The organism is Spirosoma endbachense (assembly GCF_010233585.1).
Lineage (GTDB): Bacteria > Bacteroidota > Bacteroidia > Cytophagales > Spirosomataceae > Spirosoma > Spirosoma endbachense.
The window spans coordinates 2,755,424-2,778,233 of sequence record NZ_CP045997.1 but is presented as its reverse complement, the minus strand read 5'-3'; the positions used below and the strand labels follow the sequence as shown (position 1 = coordinate 2,778,233).

General features: G+C 45.7%; 17 protein-coding genes, 2 tRNA genes and 1 pseudogene. 10 read left to right on the top strand and 10 right to left on the bottom strand.

Annotated elements, in window-relative coordinates:
• Positions 1-45 precede the first annotated feature (45 nt).
• Positions 46-816, top strand: coding sequence for a glycosyltransferase family 2 protein (locus tag GJR95_RS10990; protein WP_162385903.1), 771 nt, complete (start codon positions 46-48; stop codon positions 814-816).
• Between the two features lie 54 nt (positions 817-870).
• On the opposite strand, the gene GJR95_RS10985 is transcribed toward GJR95_RS10990, so the two are convergent.
• A complete protein-coding gene (locus GJR95_RS10985; RefSeq protein ID WP_162385902.1) occupies positions 871-1,317 on the bottom strand; it encodes a hypothetical protein in 447 nt (148 codons plus the stop codon).
• 52 nt (positions 1,318-1,369) lie between these two features.
• Between GJR95_RS10985 and GJR95_RS10980 the strand changes: the two genes are divergently transcribed.
• Complete coding sequence (locus GJR95_RS10980) at positions 1,370-2,341, top strand: YheT family hydrolase (protein WP_162385901.1); 972 nt, start codon at positions 1,370-1,372, stop codon at positions 2,339-2,341.
• 114 nt (positions 2,342-2,455) lie between these two features.
• On the opposite strand, the gene GJR95_RS10975 is transcribed toward GJR95_RS10980, so the two are convergent.
• The 7 genes from GJR95_RS10975 to GJR95_RS10945 all read right to left on the bottom strand — a co-directional run bounded on the left by GJR95_RS10975 (position 2,456) and on the right by GJR95_RS10945 (position 12,550).
• On the bottom strand, positions 2,456-3,334 hold the full coding sequence (locus GJR95_RS10975; RefSeq protein ID WP_162385900.1) for a MerR family transcriptional regulator: 879 nt from the start codon (positions 3,332-3,334) through the stop codon (positions 2,456-2,458).
• 189 nt (positions 3,335-3,523) lie between these two features.
• On the bottom strand, positions 3,524-4,171 hold the full coding sequence (locus GJR95_RS10970) for a carotenoid biosynthesis protein (protein ID WP_232541151.1): 648 nt from the start codon (positions 4,169-4,171) through the stop codon (positions 3,524-3,526).
• A gap of 85 nt (positions 4,172-4,256) precedes the next feature.
• Positions 4,257-4,332, bottom strand: a tRNA-His gene (locus GJR95_RS10965).
• 96 nt (positions 4,333-4,428) lie between these two features.
• Complete coding sequence (locus tag GJR95_RS10960; RefSeq protein WP_162385898.1) at positions 4,429-5,043, bottom strand: superoxide dismutase; 615 nt, start codon at positions 5,041-5,043, stop codon at positions 4,429-4,431.
• Between the two features lie 58 nt (positions 5,044-5,101).
• On the bottom strand, positions 5,102-5,539 hold the full coding sequence (locus GJR95_RS10955) for a nucleoside deaminase (protein WP_162391663.1): 438 nt from the start codon (positions 5,537-5,539) through the stop codon (positions 5,102-5,104).
• A 115-nt stretch (positions 5,540-5,654) separates the two neighbouring features.
• A complete protein-coding gene (locus tag GJR95_RS10950) occupies positions 5,655-9,323 on the bottom strand; it encodes an Ig-like domain-containing protein (protein ID WP_162385897.1) in 3,669 nt (1,222 codons plus the stop codon).
• A gap of 161 nt (positions 9,324-9,484) precedes the next feature.
• The gene (locus GJR95_RS10945; protein WP_162385896.1) at positions 9,485-12,550 is read right to left on the bottom strand and encodes a glycoside hydrolase family 3 N-terminal domain-containing protein; all 3,066 of its coding nucleotides are present in this window, start codon (positions 12,548-12,550) and stop codon (positions 9,485-9,487) included.
• Positions 12,551-12,826: 276 nt separating this feature from the next.
• On the opposite strand from GJR95_RS10945, the gene GJR95_RS10940 reads away from it, so the two are divergent.
• The gene (locus tag GJR95_RS10940) at positions 12,827-13,327 is read left to right on the top strand and encodes a rhodanese-like domain-containing protein (protein ID WP_162385895.1); all 501 of its coding nucleotides are present in this window, start codon (positions 12,827-12,829) and stop codon (positions 13,325-13,327) included.
• 1 nt (position 13,328) lies between these two features.
• On the opposite strand, the gene GJR95_RS10935 is transcribed toward GJR95_RS10940, so the two are convergent.
• Both GJR95_RS10935 and GJR95_RS10930 read right to left on the bottom strand, forming a co-directional pair.
• Positions 13,329-13,577 carry a hypothetical protein gene (locus GJR95_RS10935; RefSeq protein WP_162385894.1) on the bottom strand — a complete coding sequence of 83 codons (249 nt, stop codon included), beginning with the start codon at positions 13,575-13,577 and terminating at the stop codon, positions 13,329-13,331.
• Positions 13,578-13,787: 210 nt separating this feature from the next.
• Complete coding sequence (locus GJR95_RS10930; RefSeq protein WP_162385893.1) at positions 13,788-14,618, bottom strand: T9SS type A sorting domain-containing protein; 831 nt, start codon at positions 14,616-14,618, stop codon at positions 13,788-13,790.
• Positions 14,619-14,830: 212 nt separating this feature from the next.
• On the opposite strand from GJR95_RS10930, the gene GJR95_RS10925 reads away from it, so the two are divergent.
• The 7 genes and pseudogenes from GJR95_RS10925 to GJR95_RS10890 all read left to right on the top strand — a co-directional run bounded on the left by GJR95_RS10925 (position 14,831) and on the right by GJR95_RS10890 (position 22,705).
• Positions 14,831-16,735, top strand: coding sequence for a sensor histidine kinase (locus tag GJR95_RS10925; RefSeq protein WP_162385892.1), 1,905 nt, complete (start codon positions 14,831-14,833; stop codon positions 16,733-16,735).
• 60 nt (positions 16,736-16,795) lie between these two features.
• Positions 16,796-17,494, top strand: a complete 699-nt coding sequence (locus GJR95_RS10920) for a response regulator transcription factor (protein ID WP_162385891.1) — start codon at positions 16,796-16,798, stop codon at positions 17,492-17,494.
• A 105-nt stretch (positions 17,495-17,599) separates the two neighbouring features.
• The gene (gene hemB / locus GJR95_RS10915) at positions 17,600-18,571 is read left to right on the top strand and encodes a porphobilinogen synthase (RefSeq protein ID WP_162385890.1); all 972 of its coding nucleotides are present in this window, start codon (positions 17,600-17,602) and stop codon (positions 18,569-18,571) included.
• Positions 18,568-19,905: a dihydroorotase gene (locus GJR95_RS10910; protein ID WP_162385889.1), complete on the top strand. Its 1,338-nt coding sequence runs from the start codon at positions 18,568-18,570 to the stop codon at positions 19,903-19,905. Before hemB ends, GJR95_RS10910 begins: the two co-directional genes overlap by 4 nt.
• An 82-nt stretch (positions 19,906-19,987) precedes the next feature.
• Positions 19,988-20,071 (top strand) — tRNA-Leu (locus GJR95_RS10905).
• 278 nt (positions 20,072-20,349) lie between these two features.
• Positions 20,350-21,729 (top strand): annotated as a pseudogene (locus GJR95_RS10900) (N-6 DNA methylase).
• A gap of 7 nt (positions 21,730-21,736) precedes the next feature.
• On the top strand, positions 21,737-22,705 hold the full coding sequence (locus GJR95_RS10890) for a restriction endonuclease subunit S (protein ID WP_162385888.1): 969 nt from the start codon (positions 21,737-21,739) through the stop codon (positions 22,703-22,705).
• The last annotated feature ends 105 nt before the right edge of the window (positions 22,706-22,810 follow it).

Genomic DNA, 22,810 nt, shown 5'->3' with positions numbered 1-22,810 from the left:
CGAAAATTAGCCATAAACATACGGGCTGAATCCGTAGCTATACTTATGAAATTAAGCGTTGTCATACCGGCTTATAACGAAGAAGAGTCGCTCCCTCCAACACTGCGTGCATTGTATCAGACGTTAGCCAAACATGGCATCCCGCACGAAATCTGTGTTACCAACGATAACTCGAAAGACGGAACGCTACGTGTTTTGGAGGAAATGGCGGCTACTGAAATTCCAACATTGGTGCCATTCACAAATCCAGGCCCTAACGGCTTCGGTTATGCGGTTCGGTATGGTCTCGAACGGTTTTCGGGCGATTGTGTCGCCGTTTTCATGGCCGATATGTCCGATGATCCGGAGGATCTGGTGAAATTTTATAACAAAATGCTCGAAACCAACGTCGATGCGGTATTCGGTTCACGTTGGGGTAAAGGCGGAAAAGTAATTGATTATCCACCACTCAAGAAGTTCATTAATCGTGTTGCCAACTTCATTGTGAAGATGGTGATGGGAATCAAATACAACGATACAACTAACGCGTTTAAACTGTATAAGCGCGAGACCATAGAGGGTATAAAGCCGTTTCTGGCACCTCACTTTAACCTAACCGTTGAACTTCCACTCAAGGCTATGGTGCGAGGCTACAGCTATGCTGTTGTGCCTAATAGCTGGACAAATCGGAAATACGGCGAATCAAAATTGAAGATTAAAGAGATGGGTAGCCGTTACTTCTTCATTCTGATGTATTGCCTGATTGAAAAATACTTCTCCCGTGGCGATTTTAACAAGAAACCTGCTACGCCAATCGCGCAGACAGTTAGCCGGTAGTTGCTTGATTATCTACTAGTTACACCCGATAAGCCAGCCATTGAATTGGTTGGCTTATCGTATAAATAGACCCTTCAATCCTGGAATCTGGTATACGGCCAGCGTTTGAATAATGGCCCATAAAATACCGCTAATAAGCATGTAAAGGAGAAGTTGTCCGCGCCCCACGCGAAAAGAGACTGCCAGTGCCGTTCCGCCAATGGGCGTTAAAATCAAAGGCGTCAATAGCGCGATACCCATTAAACCAAAGCGTTTCCAGATTCGAATGGCAAAGCGTGTTCGGCGGGTGAATAGTTTGGGCCGTTGTTTGCGATAACGGTCCACAAGTGCCTGTATGGCAGCTCCGGCATAAGTAATCACTACAACGCTGAGCATCATGCCAAAGGTGGTGCAAAGAGACGTTTCAATCCAGGAGAGCCCCAATGTCGCGCCAGTTAATGGCCCACCAATGAATTTGATGGTGCTGGCAATAATGACCGAAACGTATTTGGCAAGGTGCATAAAAAGAAAGCTGTCTTGAAACAACGACTTAAAAGTAGCTGTTGTTTACAATATGCCACTGCTAAATTCTTCATATTCCGGAGCACCCGCTTATCTGTACAATGGCCATCTGCAAACGATTGTTCCAAGCCTGACCCGCAGAGTGACCGGGGTTACGTACGAACGAGAACGATTGACTCTTTCGGATGGCGATTTTCTTGATCTTGACTGGATTGACGCTGGAAAAAAACGATTGGTTATTCTAACCCACGGCCTGGAAGGAGATAGCCAGCGTCAATATATTCTTGGGGCCGCCCGATTGTTCTCAACGAACGGTTTCGATGTACTGGCCTGGAACTGTCGTTCGTGTAGTGGCGAAATGAACCATGCTTTCCGGCTTTATAATCACGGCGAAATCGGGGATATTGCCGAAGTTATCGAGCATGCTTTGCAGACTAAATCGTATGAAGAAATTGTGCTTGTTGGTTATAGCATGGGCGGAAATATTACCCTGAAATACCTCGGTGTTCATGGGAAAAAGCTCCCTGCTGTTATTAAACGAGGCATTGCTATATCGGCCCCGACCGATCTGGGGGCTAGTGCTTTGTTGCTCGATCGACCGTCGAATCGATTTTACCGGAATCGGTTCATGAAAAAGCTGATCACAAAATTAAATCAGAAGGCTGATCGATTTCCGGGCCGGCTGGATATGACAAAATTACGTCAGGTGAAACAATGGCGTGATTTTGATGACTTTTTCTCCGCCCCCGTTAATGGCTATCGGGATGCCAGCGACTTTTATACCCAGGCATCCGCTGTTAATTTTATGCCAGATATCGCCGTGCCGACATTGCTTTTGAATGCACAAAACGACCCGTTGTTATCGCCCGAATGTTCGCCGGGCTGGCTGGCAGAGAAACATCCGTTTGTATTTCTTGAAACACCTAAAACGGGCGGTCACGTTGGTTTTCTGATTTTGCGCGACCCGTATACGTATGCTGAAAGGCAAGCACTGGCATTTGCAAAGGGATTTATCAGCCAATAAAGCACTGAAAGCGGTTACACGAATAGGGCCCTAGTCCGGGTTAGCCTGGCTGAAACCATGTCTCAGTATTTAGCAACATAATCGTTATAATTGCCTGACAGTGATTATGATACTCTACGTACTGGCAATGCGAATCAGATCTTCAATTTGATTGATGATGGTCGCATTTTCAGGAATATCGATGTCCTGCCCAACTACCTGATAGCCGGTCATGAGCAGGTGAGCATCTGGAAATGCTTTAACCAAACGGTTAACATAGGGCTGAACCTCGTGATTAGCAGGTACGGAGGTTAAGGCAGTAAAAATGTAGTCGGGCTTATGGAGATTGTAGGCAAAGGCTAATTCGTTGAAGGGTAGGCTTTGCCCCAGATAAATTACTTTATTAGAGCGAGCCCGGATAATGTAATTACCAAAAAGCAAACTGATTTCGTGGAGCTCGCCTTCTGGCAAAAAGAGCATGTATTTTTTACCGTCGGGTCGTTGCTTGCTCACCTGACCATCAATGGCAACGATAATTTTCTGCCGAATCAGGTTTGTAATAAAATGCTCCTGTGCCGGGCCAATAGAACCAGTTACCCAAAGTGTACCAATCCGCCCCAAAAACGGATAGATAATATGGATCATCGTGTTCTCGAAACCGAATTGCAAAATGTTGGTACTAATAATTTTTTCGAAACGGTCTTCATCCAGATCGATCATCGAGATCGTAAGCGCATGAATCTGATCGGGGTAACTCAGTTGACGATCCGAGATTTTAACCACTTCACGGTACATCTCTTCTACCGACAACTTTGAAATTTCGGATATTTTATAGCCGTGATCTTTTAGCAATGAAATGTTCAGGACTAACTTAAGGTCCTGATCGTCGTAGGTCCGGATATTTGTATCCGTCCGTTTGGGCGTAATAATATTGTAGCGCTGTTCCCAGATCCGCAGCGTATGGGCTTTTATGCCCGACAGTTGCTCTAAATCTTTGATGGAGTAACTACTCATGGAACAAGTTTTTACGAATTAATAAGGTTATGCTACTAATACCTATGAAAAGTTCTAGTAAGCGTTTTTGGCTTAAATTAACCTCTAAAGTACTAGTAGTTTGTCGGGAAACAAATACAGGCTAACACGTCCACCGCACAATCACTGTAGTTGCAAAACAATAAAATTTGATTTTTGTTTAACAGTATGCTAGAAAAAGATAAACAAGAATTGCCCAATGAAGAATATAAACTGAAGCATAAGTAGCCATTTCGCCAGGCGATTTTCTTTACTGAAAGGCAACAAAAACCAGATTGTGAATAATATGGCCGATATAATCCACCAGCTAACGTAATTCTGTAAAGGCACTGGTTTATCAAACCAGGTCCAGAAGTGTAACTGAACGGCCACAGGTTCGATAAATAGATCCAACACAACCATCAGTGTAGCGGCTGCCAGAATTTTAAGCCAGGTCGGAACAGAAAGCTGATTACAGACTGACCCGCTGCAATAAGAGAGTAGTAGCCAGTTGATCCCAATTACTGGAGGAACCGCCCAAACTTTGACACCCAGCCCCCATCCGTAGGCATAATGGCCAAAAATACTGCCTGTATGAACGCCAAGTACTTCAATAAAATAACCGATTGCTAACGTGAGGATAAGATAAAGGTAGAAAGAAGGCCGCCAGTCGGTATGATAGACGAGTAAAACGGCCAGCGAGCAAACGAGTGTAACCGGACTTAGAGGCCGGAAGTAGTCAGTCAGTGCAGGTAACTGCAAACCGATAATGCCTGCTACATAGGCCAGTATCAGCACCGTTCGAACGGTTTGGTGATATCGGGTAGTTATGGCGAGCATGAGTGGCATCAACGGACAATAACCTGAATGAACCCGTCCTGGTTCATGAAAAAAGCCCCCCGAATTTTCGGGGGGCTTTTGTGAAGGGTGAAAGACGGGGCTCGAACCCGCGACCTTCGGAACCACAATCCGACGCTCTAACCAACTGAGCTACAATCACCATTTTTGAGAGTGCAAATATAGAACTTAATGCTGAATGATGAATGATGAACGACGTTTTTTTTTGCGAATTCATCAGTCATCATTCAGCATTGAGATTATGCTTGTTTGCCCTGCTGGTAGCGTTTTTCAGCCGCATTCCAGTCAACTACATTAAAATAAGCAGCGATATATTCGGGCCGGCGGTTTTGATATTTAAGGTAGTAAGCGTGCTCCCATACGTCAAGACCAACGATAGGGAACCCTTTTACGTCGGCAATGTCCATTAGCGGGTTATCCTGATTCGGCGTTGAGGTAACGGCCAGCTGACCTTCCGGCGTAACAATAAGCCATGCCCAGCCCGAACCAAAACGAGTGGTAGCGGCCTTGGTAAATTCTTCTTTAAACGCGTCGTAAGAACCAAATTTCTGATTGATAGCCTCAGCCAGCTCGCCGGTTGGCTGGCCGCCACCACTGCCAGAAATAGTGTTCCAGAACAACGTATGATTATAGTGCCCGCCACCGTTGTTGCGCACGGCTACTGGAGCCTGGCTTACGGTTTGGAGCAATTCTTCGATCGATTTATTTTCCAGTTCTGTGCCAGCGATAGCGTTGTTCAGATTCGTAACATAGGCATTATGATGCTTGTCATGGTGGATTTCCATGGTTTGCTTGTCTATGTTTGGTTCGAGCGAATCGCTGGGGTAGGGTAGTGGGTCTAATACAAAAGCCATTGGACTAAAGAGTTAAAATGGATGTTCTTTACGGTTGGAGTAACACGACTCCCTTGGTTTATGTTCTTAAGCGTCGAAAAAACTTAGTCAACAAATCCTGGCTTTCGCTGGCGAGAACCCCTGTTTCGAGACGAGTTTTAGGGTGAAGCAACAGACTCTCTATACGGCTATACCCTCGTTTAGGGTCAGGAGCGCCAATAACAAGCCGCCCAAGTTGCGTCCAGAATAAGGCTCCTGCGCACATAACACAGGGTTCCAGTGTGACATAGAGTGTGCAATCGGTAAGGTATTTCCCCCCAAGATATTGCGTTGCGGCCGTTATGGCAAGCATTTCGGCATGGGCCGTAACGTCCTTAAACTGCTCCGTCTGATTACGGCCTTTTCCGATAATCCGGTTGCGGCAAACCACAACAGCTCCAACAGGAATTTCGCCATCTTCGGCTGCCTCTTCAGCCAGATTCAGTGCAATTTCCATGAAGTAGTCATCGGAAAACATCAATTTGGGATCAGGTAATTGAGTAATCAAGTTAAATGACAATTGGAGAATACCTGGTAGTGGGGCTCTTTGAATTACCCGGTCTGCAAATTACCGATTTACCTCAATTACTTATTCATTGTTTAAGCACCTTTCGTACCGATTGCCGATCGCCGATCTGGATACGAAGCAGATAGACTCCCGCTGGCTGGCTACTGAGATCAAGCTCCGTTTGCCGGGATCGGGTAGTCAATTGATGGATAGGTCGTCCTCGCAGATCTGTGAGTGAGAGTTCTGCCGGATCTCGCGTTAATGATACATCAATGTCAATGGTTAATGTCGTTGCTGTAGGGACTGGATATACGCGAACCAATGGGTCAAGAGAAGTGTCTTCAACACCCAGTACGGTTTGTACCAAAATTGTCGCCGTACCCGATATGGTCCCTGATCCACAGGTATTGCTCACATTATTAAGTTTATAGGTTGTCGTTCGGGCGGGCCTCACTTCCGCAATATATGGGTTCGTTGTTGTGGTTGCCGAGAATGAACGGACACTATCTGCATAGGTTACTGTCCAGGGACCGTCGCCACCAAAGCTGATGGTTAAGTTTGCGGGTGTACCTACATTTATGGTCTGATTGCCCGTTAATGTAGCGGCTGGTTTAGATCGAACCGTTATCGTTGTAGGGCTATTTGTTCCCAGAATTCCAATATCCGGATTCGATCCTTTTACACGAACATAATACTGGCCGCCGGCCAATGTAGCCGATAGGGCGGCAGTAACAGGGCTACTGGCACTGCTCGTAGGAAGTTCAAATTTTTTGCTCGTATCGGCCACACTGATCAACTCGGCCCGGAATAGATTTCCACTGGTAAAGGAGCCAATCGTTGTAAACGGTACGATGAGTGCTGAACCAGCGCACAGGGTATTATTATTGACGGCACTAGTGGTAATGGTCGGTGCCTGAACGAGTACGATAGCAGTGGCTGGATTGCCTGGTAAACCGATACCACAACTGTTAGTGACGGCATTGACCTGATAGGTTGTATTGCCTCTGGGCAAGACCGAAATAGTTGTATCGGTGGAGTTTGATATGCCTGAGTTACCTCCTGTTAGCGTATAACTAAAAGGTGGATTCCCCGTAAATTTTAATCGAAGCGGGGTTTTCTGCCCTAAATTAATACTAGCAGATCCGGTTAGGGATAACGTCGGTATCGTATTGACAATGACCTTGACAATTGAACGGCCGCTATAACAGCCATTGTTTATCTGATAAACATAATAAATATCACCACCTGGCTCTACATTCACATTCAGCGTTGGCGGGACTGGATTGCTTGTTGTTTCCCGTCCATAAGGGTCAACCCACCGCAACGTGCTGCCTGGCTCTCCAACAGCCTCCAGCGGAGCCGCTTTTTCGTCAAGACAGTATGAAACTACGGGTTTTGGCACGGTTGGAGCAGGTGTTGTCCGTACCGAAACCTGGATCGTGGCCTTGCTACTTTCGCAGTTATCAACTGTTTGAGTCACCAGAAAGCTGAATGTACCTGACTGCGTAACAGGAGGTGTGGGTGCGCCTTGATACACATTGCCATCAGCATTATACCAGCGAAGGTTCTGACCATTTGCCGTTAACGGAGGAATCGCCTGAACGGGCTGATCTTTCTGCGCCTGACAGTAGGTTAGATTAGTTACACCGGGCAATGCGGGCAGCGGTTTAACACTAACGGTCAATACGGCTTTAGCACTTTCACAACCATTTACCGTTTGGGTTGCTTTAAAGGTTTGATCGCCCACATTATTGGTCGCGGGCGTAGGAACTCCATTGATAAGCTTATCCGAAGCATCATACCACTTAATGTTCGTGCCAGTTGCCGTTAATTGTTGCGACGGAACATTGTTGCAGTAACTGACTGAACTCACTCCAGGAACAGAAGGTGTCGCTTTTACTGTCACCACTAAACTTGCCTTTGGACTTGGGCAGCCATCCAGACTCTGACTCACGTAATACGTTGTTTGCCCTGGCGTGCTGTTCTGCAACAAAGGGGGTGTTTGCGACCCCGTATTGCTGGCGGCATCAGTATACCAGCTGGCTGTTGCGTTGGCAACGAAAGTGGCCGTTAAAGCAGGTACTGCCGAGTTTTGACAGAACTCAAGAGGGGCTGTACCAGGCGCATTCGGTGCATCTTTTACGATTACCGGAATCACCGCCCGGTCGCTTTCACATCCGTTAACGGTTTGCGTAACATAGTAATTTGCTGTACCGATAACAGTAGTATTCGGCACTGTTGCAACGGATGATGGCGTTCCCCCTTCCGGGTTTGTGCCATACCAGCTCAGACTTTGACCTGTGGCGGTTAAGGAATTTGGTTTGCTTCCTTCACAATAGGGACCAGCGGCTGCAACAATGGGTTTGCCCGGTACTGGATTAACTGTAGCCGTTAGGCTAGCCCTGGGGCCTTCGCAGCCATTGATACTCTGACTAACATAATAAACGGTCGAGCCAGTAACACTGGTAGAAGGTGTTGGTGCTGTGGCTGATGCCGTTCCGCCCGTAGCGTTGGTTCCGTACCAGTTTAAGGTGCCACCGGGCGTTGAGATAGCCGTTAACGGATTTGCTACCCGGTTTTGGCAAAAAATAATCGGGCTTGTGGTGATTGGGGCCGCTGGTTTTGGTTTTACCTGAACAGAAATGATGGCTCGCGGGCTCTCGCAACCACCAATCGTTTGGCTTACGTAATAAAAAGTTGTTCCAGTCGTGCCGATATTGGGTGTTGTTGGTGTAGAAGAGGCAACACCTCCGGCCGCACTGGTGCCATACCAGTTTAAAGTGCCATCGGCAGAAGCCGTTGCCGACAAAGGAGTGGCTGTTCCACTCTGACAGTAGGTCATCGCTAAAGGAGCAGACGGCGTAGTTGGAGCAGGTTTTACGGTTACGACAATAGAAGCTCGGGGACTTTCACAACTGTTTATTATCTGACTGACGTAATAGGTAGCCGTAGCCTGACTACTTGGAACCGTTGGTGTAGTCGAAAAAGAGCCTCCACTGGCGTTGGTTCCCCACCACCGCAAGGTAGCACCGGCTGAAGCGGTAGCCGTAAGTGCTGCTGAAATCACTCCCTGACAGATTGCCGCCGGAGCCGCAGTTTTGGGAGCCGCCAGACTACCACTGACCGTTACGACAAACGAAGTTCGGCTACTTTCGCAGCCATTGAGAGTCTGACTAACATGGTAAGTTGTTGAACCCGCTGCCGTAGTAATGGGTGTTGGTGCCAGCGATGAGGCATTGCCACCGACAGGACCCGCATACCAATTTAACGTTGCGCCTGAAACGGTTGTGGCCGACAAGGGTCCAGCTACTTCACCTACGCAATACGATTTGTCACTAACTCCAGGCGCATTAGGTATGGCCTGGATTGATAGAGGTTGTGCGTTTGTGCTGGTTCGGGCAGGAGTGCTGGCAATGACTCTGATTCTATAGTTTGCGCTGGCGGTTAATGTTTTAGGTATCGTTGCTGTGATCGTAGCTGTTGTTGGTATTATGGGAACAAGAGCGAGCGTTCCGATGGGAGTAGTTGTGCCTGAAAATACGCCGTTTGGGTCGGAAATCTGGGCTGTAAATACATTGCCAATCAGGAATATGCCGGTGGTAGAAAATGGAACGGATAGGGTGCCGCCAGAACTTCCGCAGAGGGCACTTACAGACAACGCATTTGTCGTGATAGTCTGGGCAACACTACGGATTGTAGGCCCGGTAAGACACAAGCAAATGAAGAGATAGGGGTAAATTAAACGTCCCTTCATAGAGTTAATGGAATAAGGCTTTTAAAGTCCTAAAGTTAGGAAATTTGTACTGTTCGTATACAGGGGCCATTGATCATAGCGCTTAGGAACCACCACAATAAAAATGCCACTTTTCACAGTGGCATTTTTATTGTGGGGAAAGAGCCCTGAAAAGCTGGAGGTTACTGTACAGCACTGTAAATCAATTCATGAATATGCCGACGCAGCTTAGTCGTATTAATCGAATTATTGCCAGCAGTAGGATAAATCCGATTTGAGAGAAAAACGAAAATCAGTTCTTCATCAGGGTCTACCCAAACAACATTGCCCGTAAAACCAGTGTGTCCAAAAGATCGGGGAGAGGCTTGTTCGGCCAGATAAACGCTGCTCGTACTTTCTGCATTGGGTTTATCCCAGCCTAATGCCCGATGGCTACGATTGCTTAACGTTTGAGTGAAGTAAGGAACTGTCATCGGTTGAAAAATGCGCTCAGTACCATACATGCCCTTCTGCAGGTTCATCTGGAGCAGGGTGGCAATATCATGTGCGTTCCCGAATAGTCCGGCATGGCCCGAAATGCCCCCCTGAACAGCTGCCATCTGATCGTGTACCGTACCAACCAGTAACTGATTTCGATAATAGGTGTCCTGTTCAGTCGGCGCACAATGAGGATTTTTCAGCCGTTGAAGCGGAGTAAAACCAAGCTGATGCAGCCCGAGTGGTTTATAAACGTTCTCCGTCACAAACACATCGAGGGGTTGTTTACTAACCCGCTCCACAATTTTTTGTAGCGTCAGAAAATTCAGATCGCTGTATACGTAAGCAGGCTTTCCTGATTCATCTACCTTACGAGACATTGGTGACTGAATCACCCATTTCCAGACTGAATCTTTTAAGGCAGGTGTGGCCCAAAGGGTTGGGGCTATTTGGAGCGTATGCAGCGTATCACGTGTTGCACTGTAATACTCGGCTTTCAGACCACCTCCCGGTGTCCGTGTTCGGTCCCAGGTTGTCGGGTAATAGGATACCATGCCCGACTGGTGCCAGAGCAAATCCTGTATGACAATATTCTGTTTGTTGGACCCTTTCAGTTCGGGCAGGTAGAACGATGCCTTTTGGCTCAAATCAATTTGTTTTCGGTCGTAAAGAACCATTACACTTTGAAGAGTAGCCAGCACTTTGGTCAGCGATGCCAGATCGTACAAGGTTTCGTCTGTAACTTTTTCGGCACCGGCACTGTAGGTTAATGCGCCAAAGTTCTTGCTGTACACAACTTTTCCTTTTCGGGCTACCAGAATTTCACAACCTGGCACGACATGGTTACGAACGGCGTTTTGGGCAATAGCATCAATCTTGGCCAGTGTGGTTGATTTCATGCCAACGCTCTCTGGCGAACCGGCAGAGAGTCGACCTTCGGGGTTCACGGTTTCGCCAAGCCCCACTTTCAGATCGCCAGTCGAGATGGGTAGCATCCCGCGCGAGCCTAAGCCGCCAAATAAAATCTGTGGCACAACGCGCTGCATCTCTTCCATTTCCTGATAAGCACAGACTAAACCGTCGGCGTCGGAAAACTGAGTAAGGCTATACGGAGAGCCAAAGACCGTAACGATTACTTTAGCCCCGCGTTGTTTCAGCCGGGTTACTAAGTCGAGGGAAGTTTTGGTAATGCCAAATTTCCGATAAGCCGACTCACTCATTTTATGGAAACTTACAACAACCGTATTAGCCGTACTGACCTGAGCCAGTGCGTCATTCAGTTCCGTTTCCGTAACAAGTTTATTCGGATAAACCAGCGTCTGGAAAGGAGCATACTGATTTAGTGTTTTCTGAAACGGGTTATCAACATCGGCACCAATCGCTATCGATGCCAGTCGTACGGTATCTAAGCGTCCGATCGGCAGCAGATTATCACGATTTGTGGCTACTGTAACCGATTGTTCGCAGAGTTCCTGTTTCAGCAGCTGGGCCTCGGGCGAATTCAACTCGGATGATAAACCGGCCAGATTGATAGGCTTATATTTGCTCAATCCTGCCCAAAACTTGGCCCGGAGAATTTTCTTAACCTTTTCATCGAGGAATTCCTGGGAGATAATGCCTTGCTGAACGGCATTCAGGATATTCTGGGTAGCCTCACGAACATTTTCCGGATAGAGCAGAATATCATTTCCGGCCATTAATGCCCGCAAATTAACGTCCATCGCCTTGGGCGAACGGCTAATACCCCCCATATTCAGCGCATCCGTAAAAACCAGCCCCCGGAAACCGAGTTCTTTCTTCAGTAATTCCGTTACGATTTTTTCTGATAATGTAGCGGCCAGGGCAGGTGTGTTGTCCATTACCGGCACGTGCAGATGGCCCGTTACAACGCCCATCAGGCTATCCGCAATGAGTTTCCTGAACGGATATAAGTCAATCTCGCGCATCTGCTCTGATGAGCGGCTAACGGTCGGGAGCGTGTGGTGCGAATCGGCATTTGTGTCGCCGTGGCCGGGAAAGTGCTTGGCTGTGGCAATAACGTGGGTTTGTTGTAACCCACGCATATAGGCCGATGCCTTCAAGGCTACATTTTCTTTCGACTCCCCAAACGAACGAACACCAATAACCGGGTTTGCCGGATTGCTGTTAATGTCGGATACCGGAGCGAAGTTGATATGAATACCTAACCGCTGGCATTGTCGGCCAATTTCGGCTCCCATGCGGTAAATCAATTCATTGTTTCGAATCGCTCCGAGCGCCATCTGCTTCGGAAAATCCATGGCGCTGTCTAACCGCATGCCAAGTCCCCATTCGCCATCAATTCCGATGAGGAGTGGGACTTTTGATAGGGCCTGATAGCGGTTTGTCAGAACAGCCTGCCGATAAGGGCCGCCCTGAAAGAAAATTAAGCCACCAATATGGTTCGTCTGAATGAGGTGTTCGATGTACTGGTAGTGGTTATCATGGCGGTTCGAGAAGGTAGCCACCATAAAAAACTGCCCGATTTTTTGTTCGGCAGTTAGCGTCTGGAAAACGCTATCGACCCAATGCTGGCCACTATCCGACATGGTAAACACCTCAACTGGCCGGGCATGAGGATACACACGCAAAACCGGCGCGACCACCCGTTTGGGTTTCGCCTTATGAGAATGTGACGACGGTGTAAGCCGAGTCCATAAATTACGTCCTGGCTTCGTTAAGCCAAACGCAGTCAATAAACTGACGGACAGCAGACCGACGAGCAGGATCGGTCGTACAATATTGTTCCGCATGGGTACTCAATTGGGTAAAAAAGGTACAGTCAGCTATCGGTGGTTTAGAGCCAAAACATAAAAGTAGCCAAAGCCCATCTAAATCAATAGCCCATGTTTGAATTATCTAACTTTTTAACGAAATAATATAGGCTAATTGTTTCCGGACTAGGATTAATACAAAATTAAAAAATAGGAATGATTATCTTCACATCGTAAAAAGTAAAGAATTCCTTGATAATCAATACTTCCTTAGTAAGCTAAAACAAAAAGTAGACCAGTTGCAGAGTAATGACAATGAAGCAAGTGTGGATTTTCTTGTGCGCGGTCTTAACGACATCCCTGACGGGTTCGGCGCAGACTACCAGTAAAGCGTATAAGACGATGCTCGAAGCGATGTATAAAAAAACAGTTCCCTTAATCAATGTGGCAGAACTGAAAAAAATGCCCGAAGCGGTTTTGTTAGATACCCGAAGTAAAGCCGAATTTGATGTGAGCCACTTGCCAAACGCACATTGGGTTGGCTATGATGACTTTGACTTGAAGCGGGTTCAGGCTATTCCTAAAGCAACAACTGTGGTAGTGTACTGTTCGGTTGGCTACCGGAGCGAACGAGTAGGAGAGAAATTATTGGCGGCCGGTTATCAGCATGTAAATAACCTGTATGGTAGCCTGTTCGAATGGGTTAATCAAGGTAACCCGGTTGTAGATAATCAGGGAAAACCAACTCAGCGTGTTCATGCCTATTCACGACTGTGGGGTGTCTGGCTGAACCGCGGAGAAAAAGTATACGAGTAAATCAGTATGAACGCGAAGGGCGTACACTTGCCAAAGCTGTCAGCAAACGCTTACTCAGTTCAGCTTTGTTGATGTTAGCCAGTGGCTGCCAGCACGACGAGGTCGACGATACTTTCGGCTTGTGCACCAGGGCCGATGCTTTGGCTCGCATCTGTTTCCGGGCAGCAAAAATATTGTGCGGATGGCCCATGCTCATAGCCTGTCCGCTCATTCCTACCAGTAACGTTCCGACAATCAGTAAGGTCTTCATTGATTTGTTGTTTTTTATTGACAACACAAAGATATGGGCTTTATTTGGTATCTTGCAATACATAGTACTAAATTTTTCAAAAATATTTTCGATAGTAGAAGAAAATAGATCGATTATTAGGTAAATTCTGGTTTATCGGTTACTTATTTGCCTTAGGACTTTCGCTCATAGCCATGCTCCACGGCGAAAGTCCTAAGTTCTATACCTTACTTAGTTCGTATCGATCACAATTCGTTTTACCGCGCCGTCTTCATTTTGGGTAACGGTAATGAAATAAGCGCCTTGTGTATTCTTGCCTAAATCGATCTGGCCAACAAATTCGCCGGAGAAATCTTTTATCTCACGTCTGGCTACTTCTTTGCCTTTTGGGTTCGTAACGATGATGCTTACATCACCTTTGGCCGGAGCGGTGAAACGAACATTCAGCTGACCACGATCGGGGTTGTTTGGATAAGCGTCCAGACCGCGAATCGTCGATGGTTTGCTCGTAAAATTACGTGACCAGTCTTCGAAAGGACGAACGAGTTGCTGATCCCAATCGCGGGGTATTTGCATCTTGAACCGATTGAGCCGATCAGCCAGTGAGTCGGCACCCCGGCGGAACTCATAACGCCAGGTTTGGCCATCTTTGCCCCATTGATCATTCTGTAAACGAGGGATTTTACCCCGTTGTACATAAATGTCGTTCGGAGCACGCTTTATACGGGGCGTAATGCGTTCCCGCTTCACAATCCGATCGCCGTCGTTATCTTCGACAATAATCGTCATCTGGCGTTTGCCCCCCTTATCTTTCCGTGCGGTTTTAAGGGAGTCTACCAGTTTCATAACCAGGCGGTCACGTTCTGGGTCAGTCAGGCCATTAACATGATACGTTCGTTCCGTTTCGCGGACCTCATCGCCGTTCCGTTCGATAATCCGAACGTTAACTTCATCGTTCTTAGTCGACGAACCAGCTTTCTGAGCGGTAGCGATTCCACTCACACTGCCAATAATGAACAGGGCCGGAACGAACCGTCGTAGCAGAATTACTGTTTTTTTCATGATAATACACGTTAATGAGTGAATAACGGAATGCGCTGAAAGCCATTGAGAGCCGGGTTGTTAAAGTTTGTTAAAGGCTCAATGACTGCCTGCTGGTGTTCGTACTTTTACGGATAACCCAATCGAAACTGACTTGATTTGTGCCAATTCAGATCAGCTTGTTTACCCATAGATGAAAAAAAAGGCCAAAGGTTGCATGAGGGCCGAAAAAAATGTCGACACAACGCATACGATGGATTGTTGCACTGATGGCAGTAGGATTGCTGGGCCTCGTTGGTCTGCAATGGTACTGGATTAGCAGTGCGCTGCATTTGCAGAAAGAACAGTTCGACTATAAAGTTACCGATGCTTTGCAGGAAGTCGTTCGAACACTCGAACGGCAGGAGATCTGGTACCTGACCAAACAGCGTATTCAGGCCCGCGAGCATCAGGACCGCCTGATGGCTATTGCCAAAAAAGAAGGAAAAACGCCGGTTAAAGAGGCCGCTGTTGCGAAAAAGACACCTGATCTAACGCAGAACAAAGTCGCTTCTAACCCCAACAGGGCCGTAAATCCTCAGCCCGACCCGCAGCGGATACCGTATGGAATGGCACCGGCTGGGGCAGTGGTTGTTCAGTCGGATGTTTTGCACCCGGTTGCGCACCCGCTTTCGGCTGAGCAGATGGCGGTTGTGGAAGAGTTTTTTCGGCAGCAGGACGAATTGATGGCGGTTGGTGACTGGCAGACACAATTGGCTCAACAGCAGCAGTTTAACCAATGGGTCGATCAGATACTGGTTAATGAGCTGAATCAGATTAACGGACAGGTCGCAACGGCACGAAAACAGGATTCCCTGGCCCGGATAAAAGCGGTCAGAAACCGACTCCGACAGGCCGCTCAGCAACGAAAATTACAGAAGGCCGCTCAAAAGGATTCTGCACAGACAGATTTAGCGGTAAGTCGCCCGGCCAGTTTCACTCCCCACAAAGCCGGAGAGCAGTCGAATATGATCAAAGATGTGCTCAAAGGGCTGCTGCTCTCCGATCGTCCTATTGAGGATCGGATTAACCGACTGGCTCTCGATACATTATTGCATCAATCATTACAGGAGCGGGGTATCAGCATTCCGTTCGCCTTTGGTGTTCGCACAAAATCGCAGCCTGCTTTTCTGTTCACATCGCTGGGAATGAATCCTCAGCAATTCAGAGAGGGAGGTTATAAGGCGGCCTTGTTTCCCAACAACATGCTCGAAACGGGCAACTACGTCTATATTTATTTCCCTACACAGAAAGAGTTTATTCTGAGTCAGTTATGGTTTACATTCAGCGCATCAGCCGTGCTGATTCTGGTAATCCTGGCTTGTTTTTATATCGCCATCAGTACCATTGTTCGACAGAAGAAACTGGCCGATATCAAAAATGACTTCATCAATAACATGACCCACGAGTTTAAAACGCCAATTTCGACCATCTCCTTGGCCGTTGAAATGGCGCAGGAACAGGTGCGTCATCCGCAAATGACAATGGGCGCGGGTGCGGATGATTCGTCCGTAAATGAACGACTTTCGCGCTACATGGGCATTATCCGTGATGAAACCCGGCGACTGGGTTCTCACGTCGAGAAAGTACTGCAAATGGCCTTGCTGGATCGGGGCGAGATAAAACTAAAATTGTCTTCGGTCAACGTGCATGATGTGATCGAGAAAGTACTGAATAACATGAGTTTGCAGATTGAGCAGCGCGAAGGTGAGCTTGATTTGCAGTTCGATGCCGATCGGGAGGTCATTGAGGCTGATGAGGTTCACGTAACCAACATTCTGTATAACCTGCTGGATAATGCGCTTAAATACTCGCCCGAAAGTCCGCACATCGCGCTCATTACACGTAGCCTGCCCGAAGGCGTAAGCATTACGGTGGCCGATCATGGATTAGGGATGACGAAAGATCAGGTAAGTCGGATTTTTGAAAAATTTTATCGGGTTCCAACCGGCAATCGTCACGATGTAAAGGGCTTTGGCCTTGGGTTGAGTTACGTAAAAAAAATGATTGATGAGCACCACGGCCAGATTCATGTTGAGAGTGAATTAGGCAAAGGCAGCTCGTTTGAAGTGATTTTACCATATAAACAAGAGGTATGATGTACTGGGTGGGATGTGGTTTTAATTCCTGCCTAATAGATCATACGCCATACATTCTCTATGCCGACCATACTTCTCGTTGAAGACGATCCGAATCTGGGCCAGCTGGTGCAGGAATACCTGATCATGAAAGGTTACCCTACCGACCGTGTTACCGATGGTAATCAGGGCCTGCAAAAATTCATGGCTGGCACCTATGACTTATGTATTTTCGATGTGATGATGCCTAAGAAAGACGGTTTCACGCTCGCTAAGGAAGTTCGGATGGCTCAACGGGAAGTGCCTATCATTTTCCTGACAGCCAAATCAATGCAGGAAGATACCATTCAGGGGTTCAAGGTCGGTGCCGACGACTATGTGACAAAACCTTTCAGTATGGAGGAACTGTTACTCCGCATACAGGCGATCCTTCGCCGATACCAGCGTTTGACCGACGCTACCGAGCCGACGACTTATAAAATCGGATCGTTTTCGTTTGATTATCCACATCAGTTATTGAGTCGGACGGCGGAGAGCGAAAATGAATTACAGCCGCAGAAACTAACCAGCAAGGAATCTGAGTTATTAAAATTGCTGGCACAGAACCTGAATCAGCCCGTCAGCCGTAGCTTTGCGTTGAAAATGGTCTGGGGCGATGATTCTTACTTCAACGCCCGCAGCATGGACGTGTATGTGACGAAGCTCCGTAAGTATCTCAAAGATGATACAAGTGTTCAGCTCGTTAATGTACACGGCGAAGGGTTTAAACTGATTGCTTAACGGTATTCGGTTTTAGGCTATACGGTTTACGGTGTTCGAGCAAATAAATACAGGTCGACAACCAGATGCCGGGAACCTACATCCGGATACCGAAACCAGAATACCATGAATTTAATACGTCGTCCGCGTCGGAGCCGTCAATCCGCTGCTATTCGTGACATGGTCCAGGAAACACGCCTGTCTGTCACCGATTTTATTCTGCCTGTTTTTATTATGGAAGGGCAGAATGTTCGTTCCGAAGTGGCTTCTATGCCAGGAATACATCGCTTTTCGCTCGATCTGTTGCTTGATGAAATACAGGAGTGTGTTGATTTAGGCATTAAAACATTTGATCTGTTTCCCAATCTGCCCGAGTCGAAAAAGGATAAGTATGCTACCGAAAGCTATAATCCGGATGGGCTCTACCTTCAGGCCATTCGTGCCATTAAAGATCGATTTCCTGACGTGATGGTTATGACCGACGTGGCCATGGACCCCTATAGTTCAGATGGACACGATGGTATTGTTGAAAACGGCAAAATCCTGAACGATCCAACACTTGAGGTATTGGGCAAAATGGCCCTGGCGCAGGCACAGGCCGGAGCCAATATTGTCGGCCCTTCAGACATGATGGATGGGCGGGTAGGCTATTTGCGTCAGGTGCTTGATGAAGGCGGTTTCCATGAAGTAGCTATCATGTCGTACTCGGCCAAATATGCCAGTGCTTTCTATGGCCCTTTTCGGGATGCACTGGATTCCGCTCCGAAGTTTGGTGATAAAAAAACCTATCAGATGAACCCCGCCAATAGTCGCGAAGCCCTTATTGAAGCGCAGCTTGATTTTGCGGAAGGGGCCGATTTTCTGATGGTAAAACCCGCACTGGCCTATCTGGACATTATTAAGCTGTTGAACGATAATTTTCATTTGCCAATTGCGGCCTACAACGTCAGTGGCGAATACGCTATGATTAAGGCCGCTGCCCAGAATGGCTGGCTCGACGGTGAACGGGCCATGATGGAGGCTCTCATGTCTATCAAACGGGCCGGTGCTAGTGTAATTTTAACGTATTTTGCGAAAGAAGCTGCCCGTCTTTTATGAGTAAACTCTTAATTCGTAATGCCCGGCTGGTCAATGAAGGGCGTATCGTTGAAACAGACGTCCGGATTGAAGACGGATTCATCGCGCAGATCGGACAGGGATTATCTGATGCAGGAATTAGCCGGGTAATTGATGCCAGCGGGCAGTACCTGTTGCCTGGTGTTATCGATGATCAGGTGCACTTTCGCGAACCTGGACTAACCCATAAGGCCACTATTCATTCGGAGTCACGGGCGGGTGTAGCGGGCGGTGTTACCAGCTTTATGGAAATGCCTAACACCGTTCCGAATGCGCTGACGCAGGAACTATTGGCAGATAAGTATGCCATTGCAGCACATACATCGCTGGCGAACTACTCGTTTTTTATGGGCGCGTCGAACAATAACCTCGACGAAGTTTTGCGCACCGATCCTAAAACGGTTTGTGGCATAAAAGTTTTCATGGGTTCATCGACGGGTAATATGCTTGTGGATGATGAGCAGGTTCTGGACGGCTTGTTTCGAGAGAGCCCAATGCTCATTGCTACCCACTGCGAGGATGAGGCCACCATCCGTGCGAATACGGAACGTTACCGGATGGAATACGGCGATACGGCTACGGCAAATCTTCATCCGTTGATTCGTAATGAAGAAGCCTGTTTGAAATCGTCGTCGCTGGCTGTTGAACTGGCTAAGCGGCATAACGCACGGCTACACATCCTGCACATTTCGACGGCCGACGAGCTAAAACTGTTTACCAACGACCGGCCATTGACCGAAAAACGTATTACTGCTGAAGTATGCGTGCATCATCTTTGGTTCGACGCTAATGATTATGATCGCCTGGGCAATCAAATCAAGTGCAATCCGGCCATAAAATCCCCTACTCACAAAGAGGCTCTATTGGCCGCTTTGTTAGACGACCGGTTGGATATTATTGCTACTGATCATGCTCCGCACACCTGGGCCGAAAAACAGCAATCCTATTGGCAGGCGCCATCGGGTTTACCGCTGGTACAGCACCCGCTTCTGTTGATGCTCGATTTTGTGGATCAGAGTAAACTATCGATTGAAACGGTTGTGCGTAAAATGTGCCACGCTCCTGCCGACTGTTTTCAAATCGACCGACGTGGCTACATACGTGAGGGTTATTGGGCCGATCTGGTTCTTGTCGACGTAAATCAACCAACAACGGTTTCGAAGCAAAATATTCTGTACCAATGTGGCTGGTCGCCCTTGGAGGGCCATACGTTTGGTGCCAGCATAACGCATACGATCGTCTCAGGCGAACTCGTGTATGCTGCGGGTGAATTCTTGGCCGATCGGGCAGGAAAGCGGATGAACTTTAGCCGATAGAGCGAAAAAAATATAGCAAAAATCTTGCGCAGTCGGGTTGAAACGCCGTATCTTTGCATTCCCAAATAAGGGGAAACGTTCTGCCGAAGTGGTGAAATTGGTAGACACGCACGTTTCAGGGGCGTGTGTCTTTACGGACATGCGAGTTCGAGTCTCGCCTTCGGCACATACATAAGGCCGCAATTAATTGTAAATCAATTAATTGCGGCCTTTAAATTTATAAGTGGGGGAGAAAACGGGGGAGGAATTGAATTAAAGGTTATAAATGATATTTCTAAAATACGGAGAAATCTGTATAACCCTTATAAGGAGGTGGCTTACAATTAAATATATAGGAAATTATATATTTGTAGTATAACCCTGTATATGTTTAATCACAAATAACATGGCTAAAACCCTTGAGATGAAAAAACAAGGATAAATTTCTATTAGTCAGAAGACTATATGAACATAACAGCAAAACTTTGGAATTTCTGTCATATACTCAGGCATGATGGAATGGATTATGCCGATTATATTGAACAATTAACATACTTACTATTTCTGAAAATGGCTGATGAAATAGATATAATAATACCAGAGAATTGTAAATGGCAGCAAATGCTTAAGTTAAATAGCAATGAGCTAGCAATATATTACGAAAACGCATTAAATATACTAAAAAACGAAAATGGCTTACTAGGTAAGATTTTCCAAGAGCCTATTTCAAAAATTAAAAATGCTGACAATTTAAGGAGGATTATACATGGAATCGAAGAAATTGGCTGGACTAAGCTGGACAAGGATATACAAGGAGAGGCATTTGAGGGTTTGTTAGAAAAAACGGCTAGCGAGGGCAAAAAGGGGGCTGGTCAGTTTTTCACCCCTCGACCACTTATCCAAGCAATTGTTAATGTTACAAAACCAAATCCATTAGAAAAAAGAAAATTTAAAATAGCGGATGTTGCATGTGGTACCTCAGGTTTCTTAACTGTAGCCGCTGATTGGGCAGATAAACAACTAAAAAATAAAAAATTAACCAAAGCCCAGAGTGATTATATTCGTAAAGAGGCTTACTATGGACAAGAATTGGTTGTTAGACCATATCGCCTAGGGCTAATGAATATGTTTTTGCATGGTATAGAAGCTAATTTAACATTGGGAGATTCAGTATATTCAGAAAATGTTACTCCTGAGGTGTTCGATTGTATATTAACCAATCCTCCTTTTGGTACACGAGGTTCAATTGGTATTCCTAAAAAAAGGAATTTCCCAATAGAAACCTCAAATATTCAAATTAATTTCATACAGCATATATATCAAGTTTTAAAACCAAAAGGTAGAGCTGCTATAATTTTACCAGATGGAGCATTAAGCGAAAATAAAGCTAAAGAAGTCTGGAAACATCTGATAACCAAAGGTTTGTGTAATGTTCATACAATATTGTAACTACCGAATGGAACGTTTAATCCCTATGCAAATGGTGTTAGAGCATGTGTTATTTTTCTTCAAAAAGGAAATAAAACAAACAACATTTGGATATATGATGCACGGACAGATATTGATGATGTAACAAAAGCTTCAAGACCACTTAGTTACGAAAAGCATTTTTCTGAATTTGTAAATTGTTATGGAGAAAGCGCTGAGGGCCTAAGTCCCCGTTTCGAAACAGATAGATTTAAAAAATACAGTTTGAGCCAAATTGAAGAACGAGGTTATGACCTTTTGTTTACAAATAAATTTGACCCTGAACCTCTAGAAAATCCAGTATATTATGTAGATAAATTAATTGAAAATTTTGAACAACAAATAAAAGACTTATACAGACTAAAAGAACTTTTGTGATAACGACATGAATAAATTTCTTTACAAAATTCCATTGAAGATTCTAGTTGCATATCAGAAAGGAATTAAACCAATATTTTTAAGTGATAAACCATTTAAAAGAGGGATTCCATATCTTGATATAAATGCACTAGAGGAAGATAATATAACTCAATATACAAGAAAGGAAGTTGCCGAATTAACACAAGAGGGTGAAATACTTGTAGTTTGGGATGGATCAAGAAGCGGACTTGCTTTTAGAAGTAAATCTGGTGCAATTGGATCTACGCTGATGCGTTTAAAACCATTTTATCTTTTACAAGAATATTTGTTTTATTTTTTGAAATCACAATTTGAATATATAAACAAAAATACTTCAGGCGCAAGCATACCACATGTAGACTCAGAATTATTTTTTAATTTAGAAATACCTTATGCAAAAATTGAACAACAGAAAGATATAGTTTTGGAAATAGAAGAAAAATATCAACACAATTCTCTTCTATTAAAACAGCAAAAAGAACTAATGGAGGAAATATTATCAACAACTAATGTTGAGTATATTGATAATGAAGATATTGAAAAATCAATAAAGCAGTTTCGCCAAGCAGTTATCGAAAGGGCTATAAACGGTGACCTAACAAAAAAAGATCGTGAAAAACATAATATAGAATGGGAAAAAACAAGCATAGAACAAGTTTTATTTGATAAACCTAAAAATGGGTACTCACCTAAACCTGTTAATTATGAAACAATGTATAAAGTTTTAAACTTATCGGCCACATCTTCAGGTATATTTGATGAAAAACAATTTAAATATTTTGACGAAAGGATTGCGCCTGACTCTGATTTATGGTTAAAAAATGGTGATATTCTTGTACAGCGAGGAAATTCAATAGAGTATGTTGGAGTCCCAGCTATTTACACAGGAGGTGATAACGAATATATATATCCAGATTTAATGATCAGACTTAGAACTAGTACTCTTCCAATTTAATCCTTACATCAACTTGGATTACAAGCCGGATTCACCTGCTCATACCACCGCTTGAGTTTGGTTTCCGCTGTAACTGCGGTAAAACTCCAATGCACCTTCACAGCA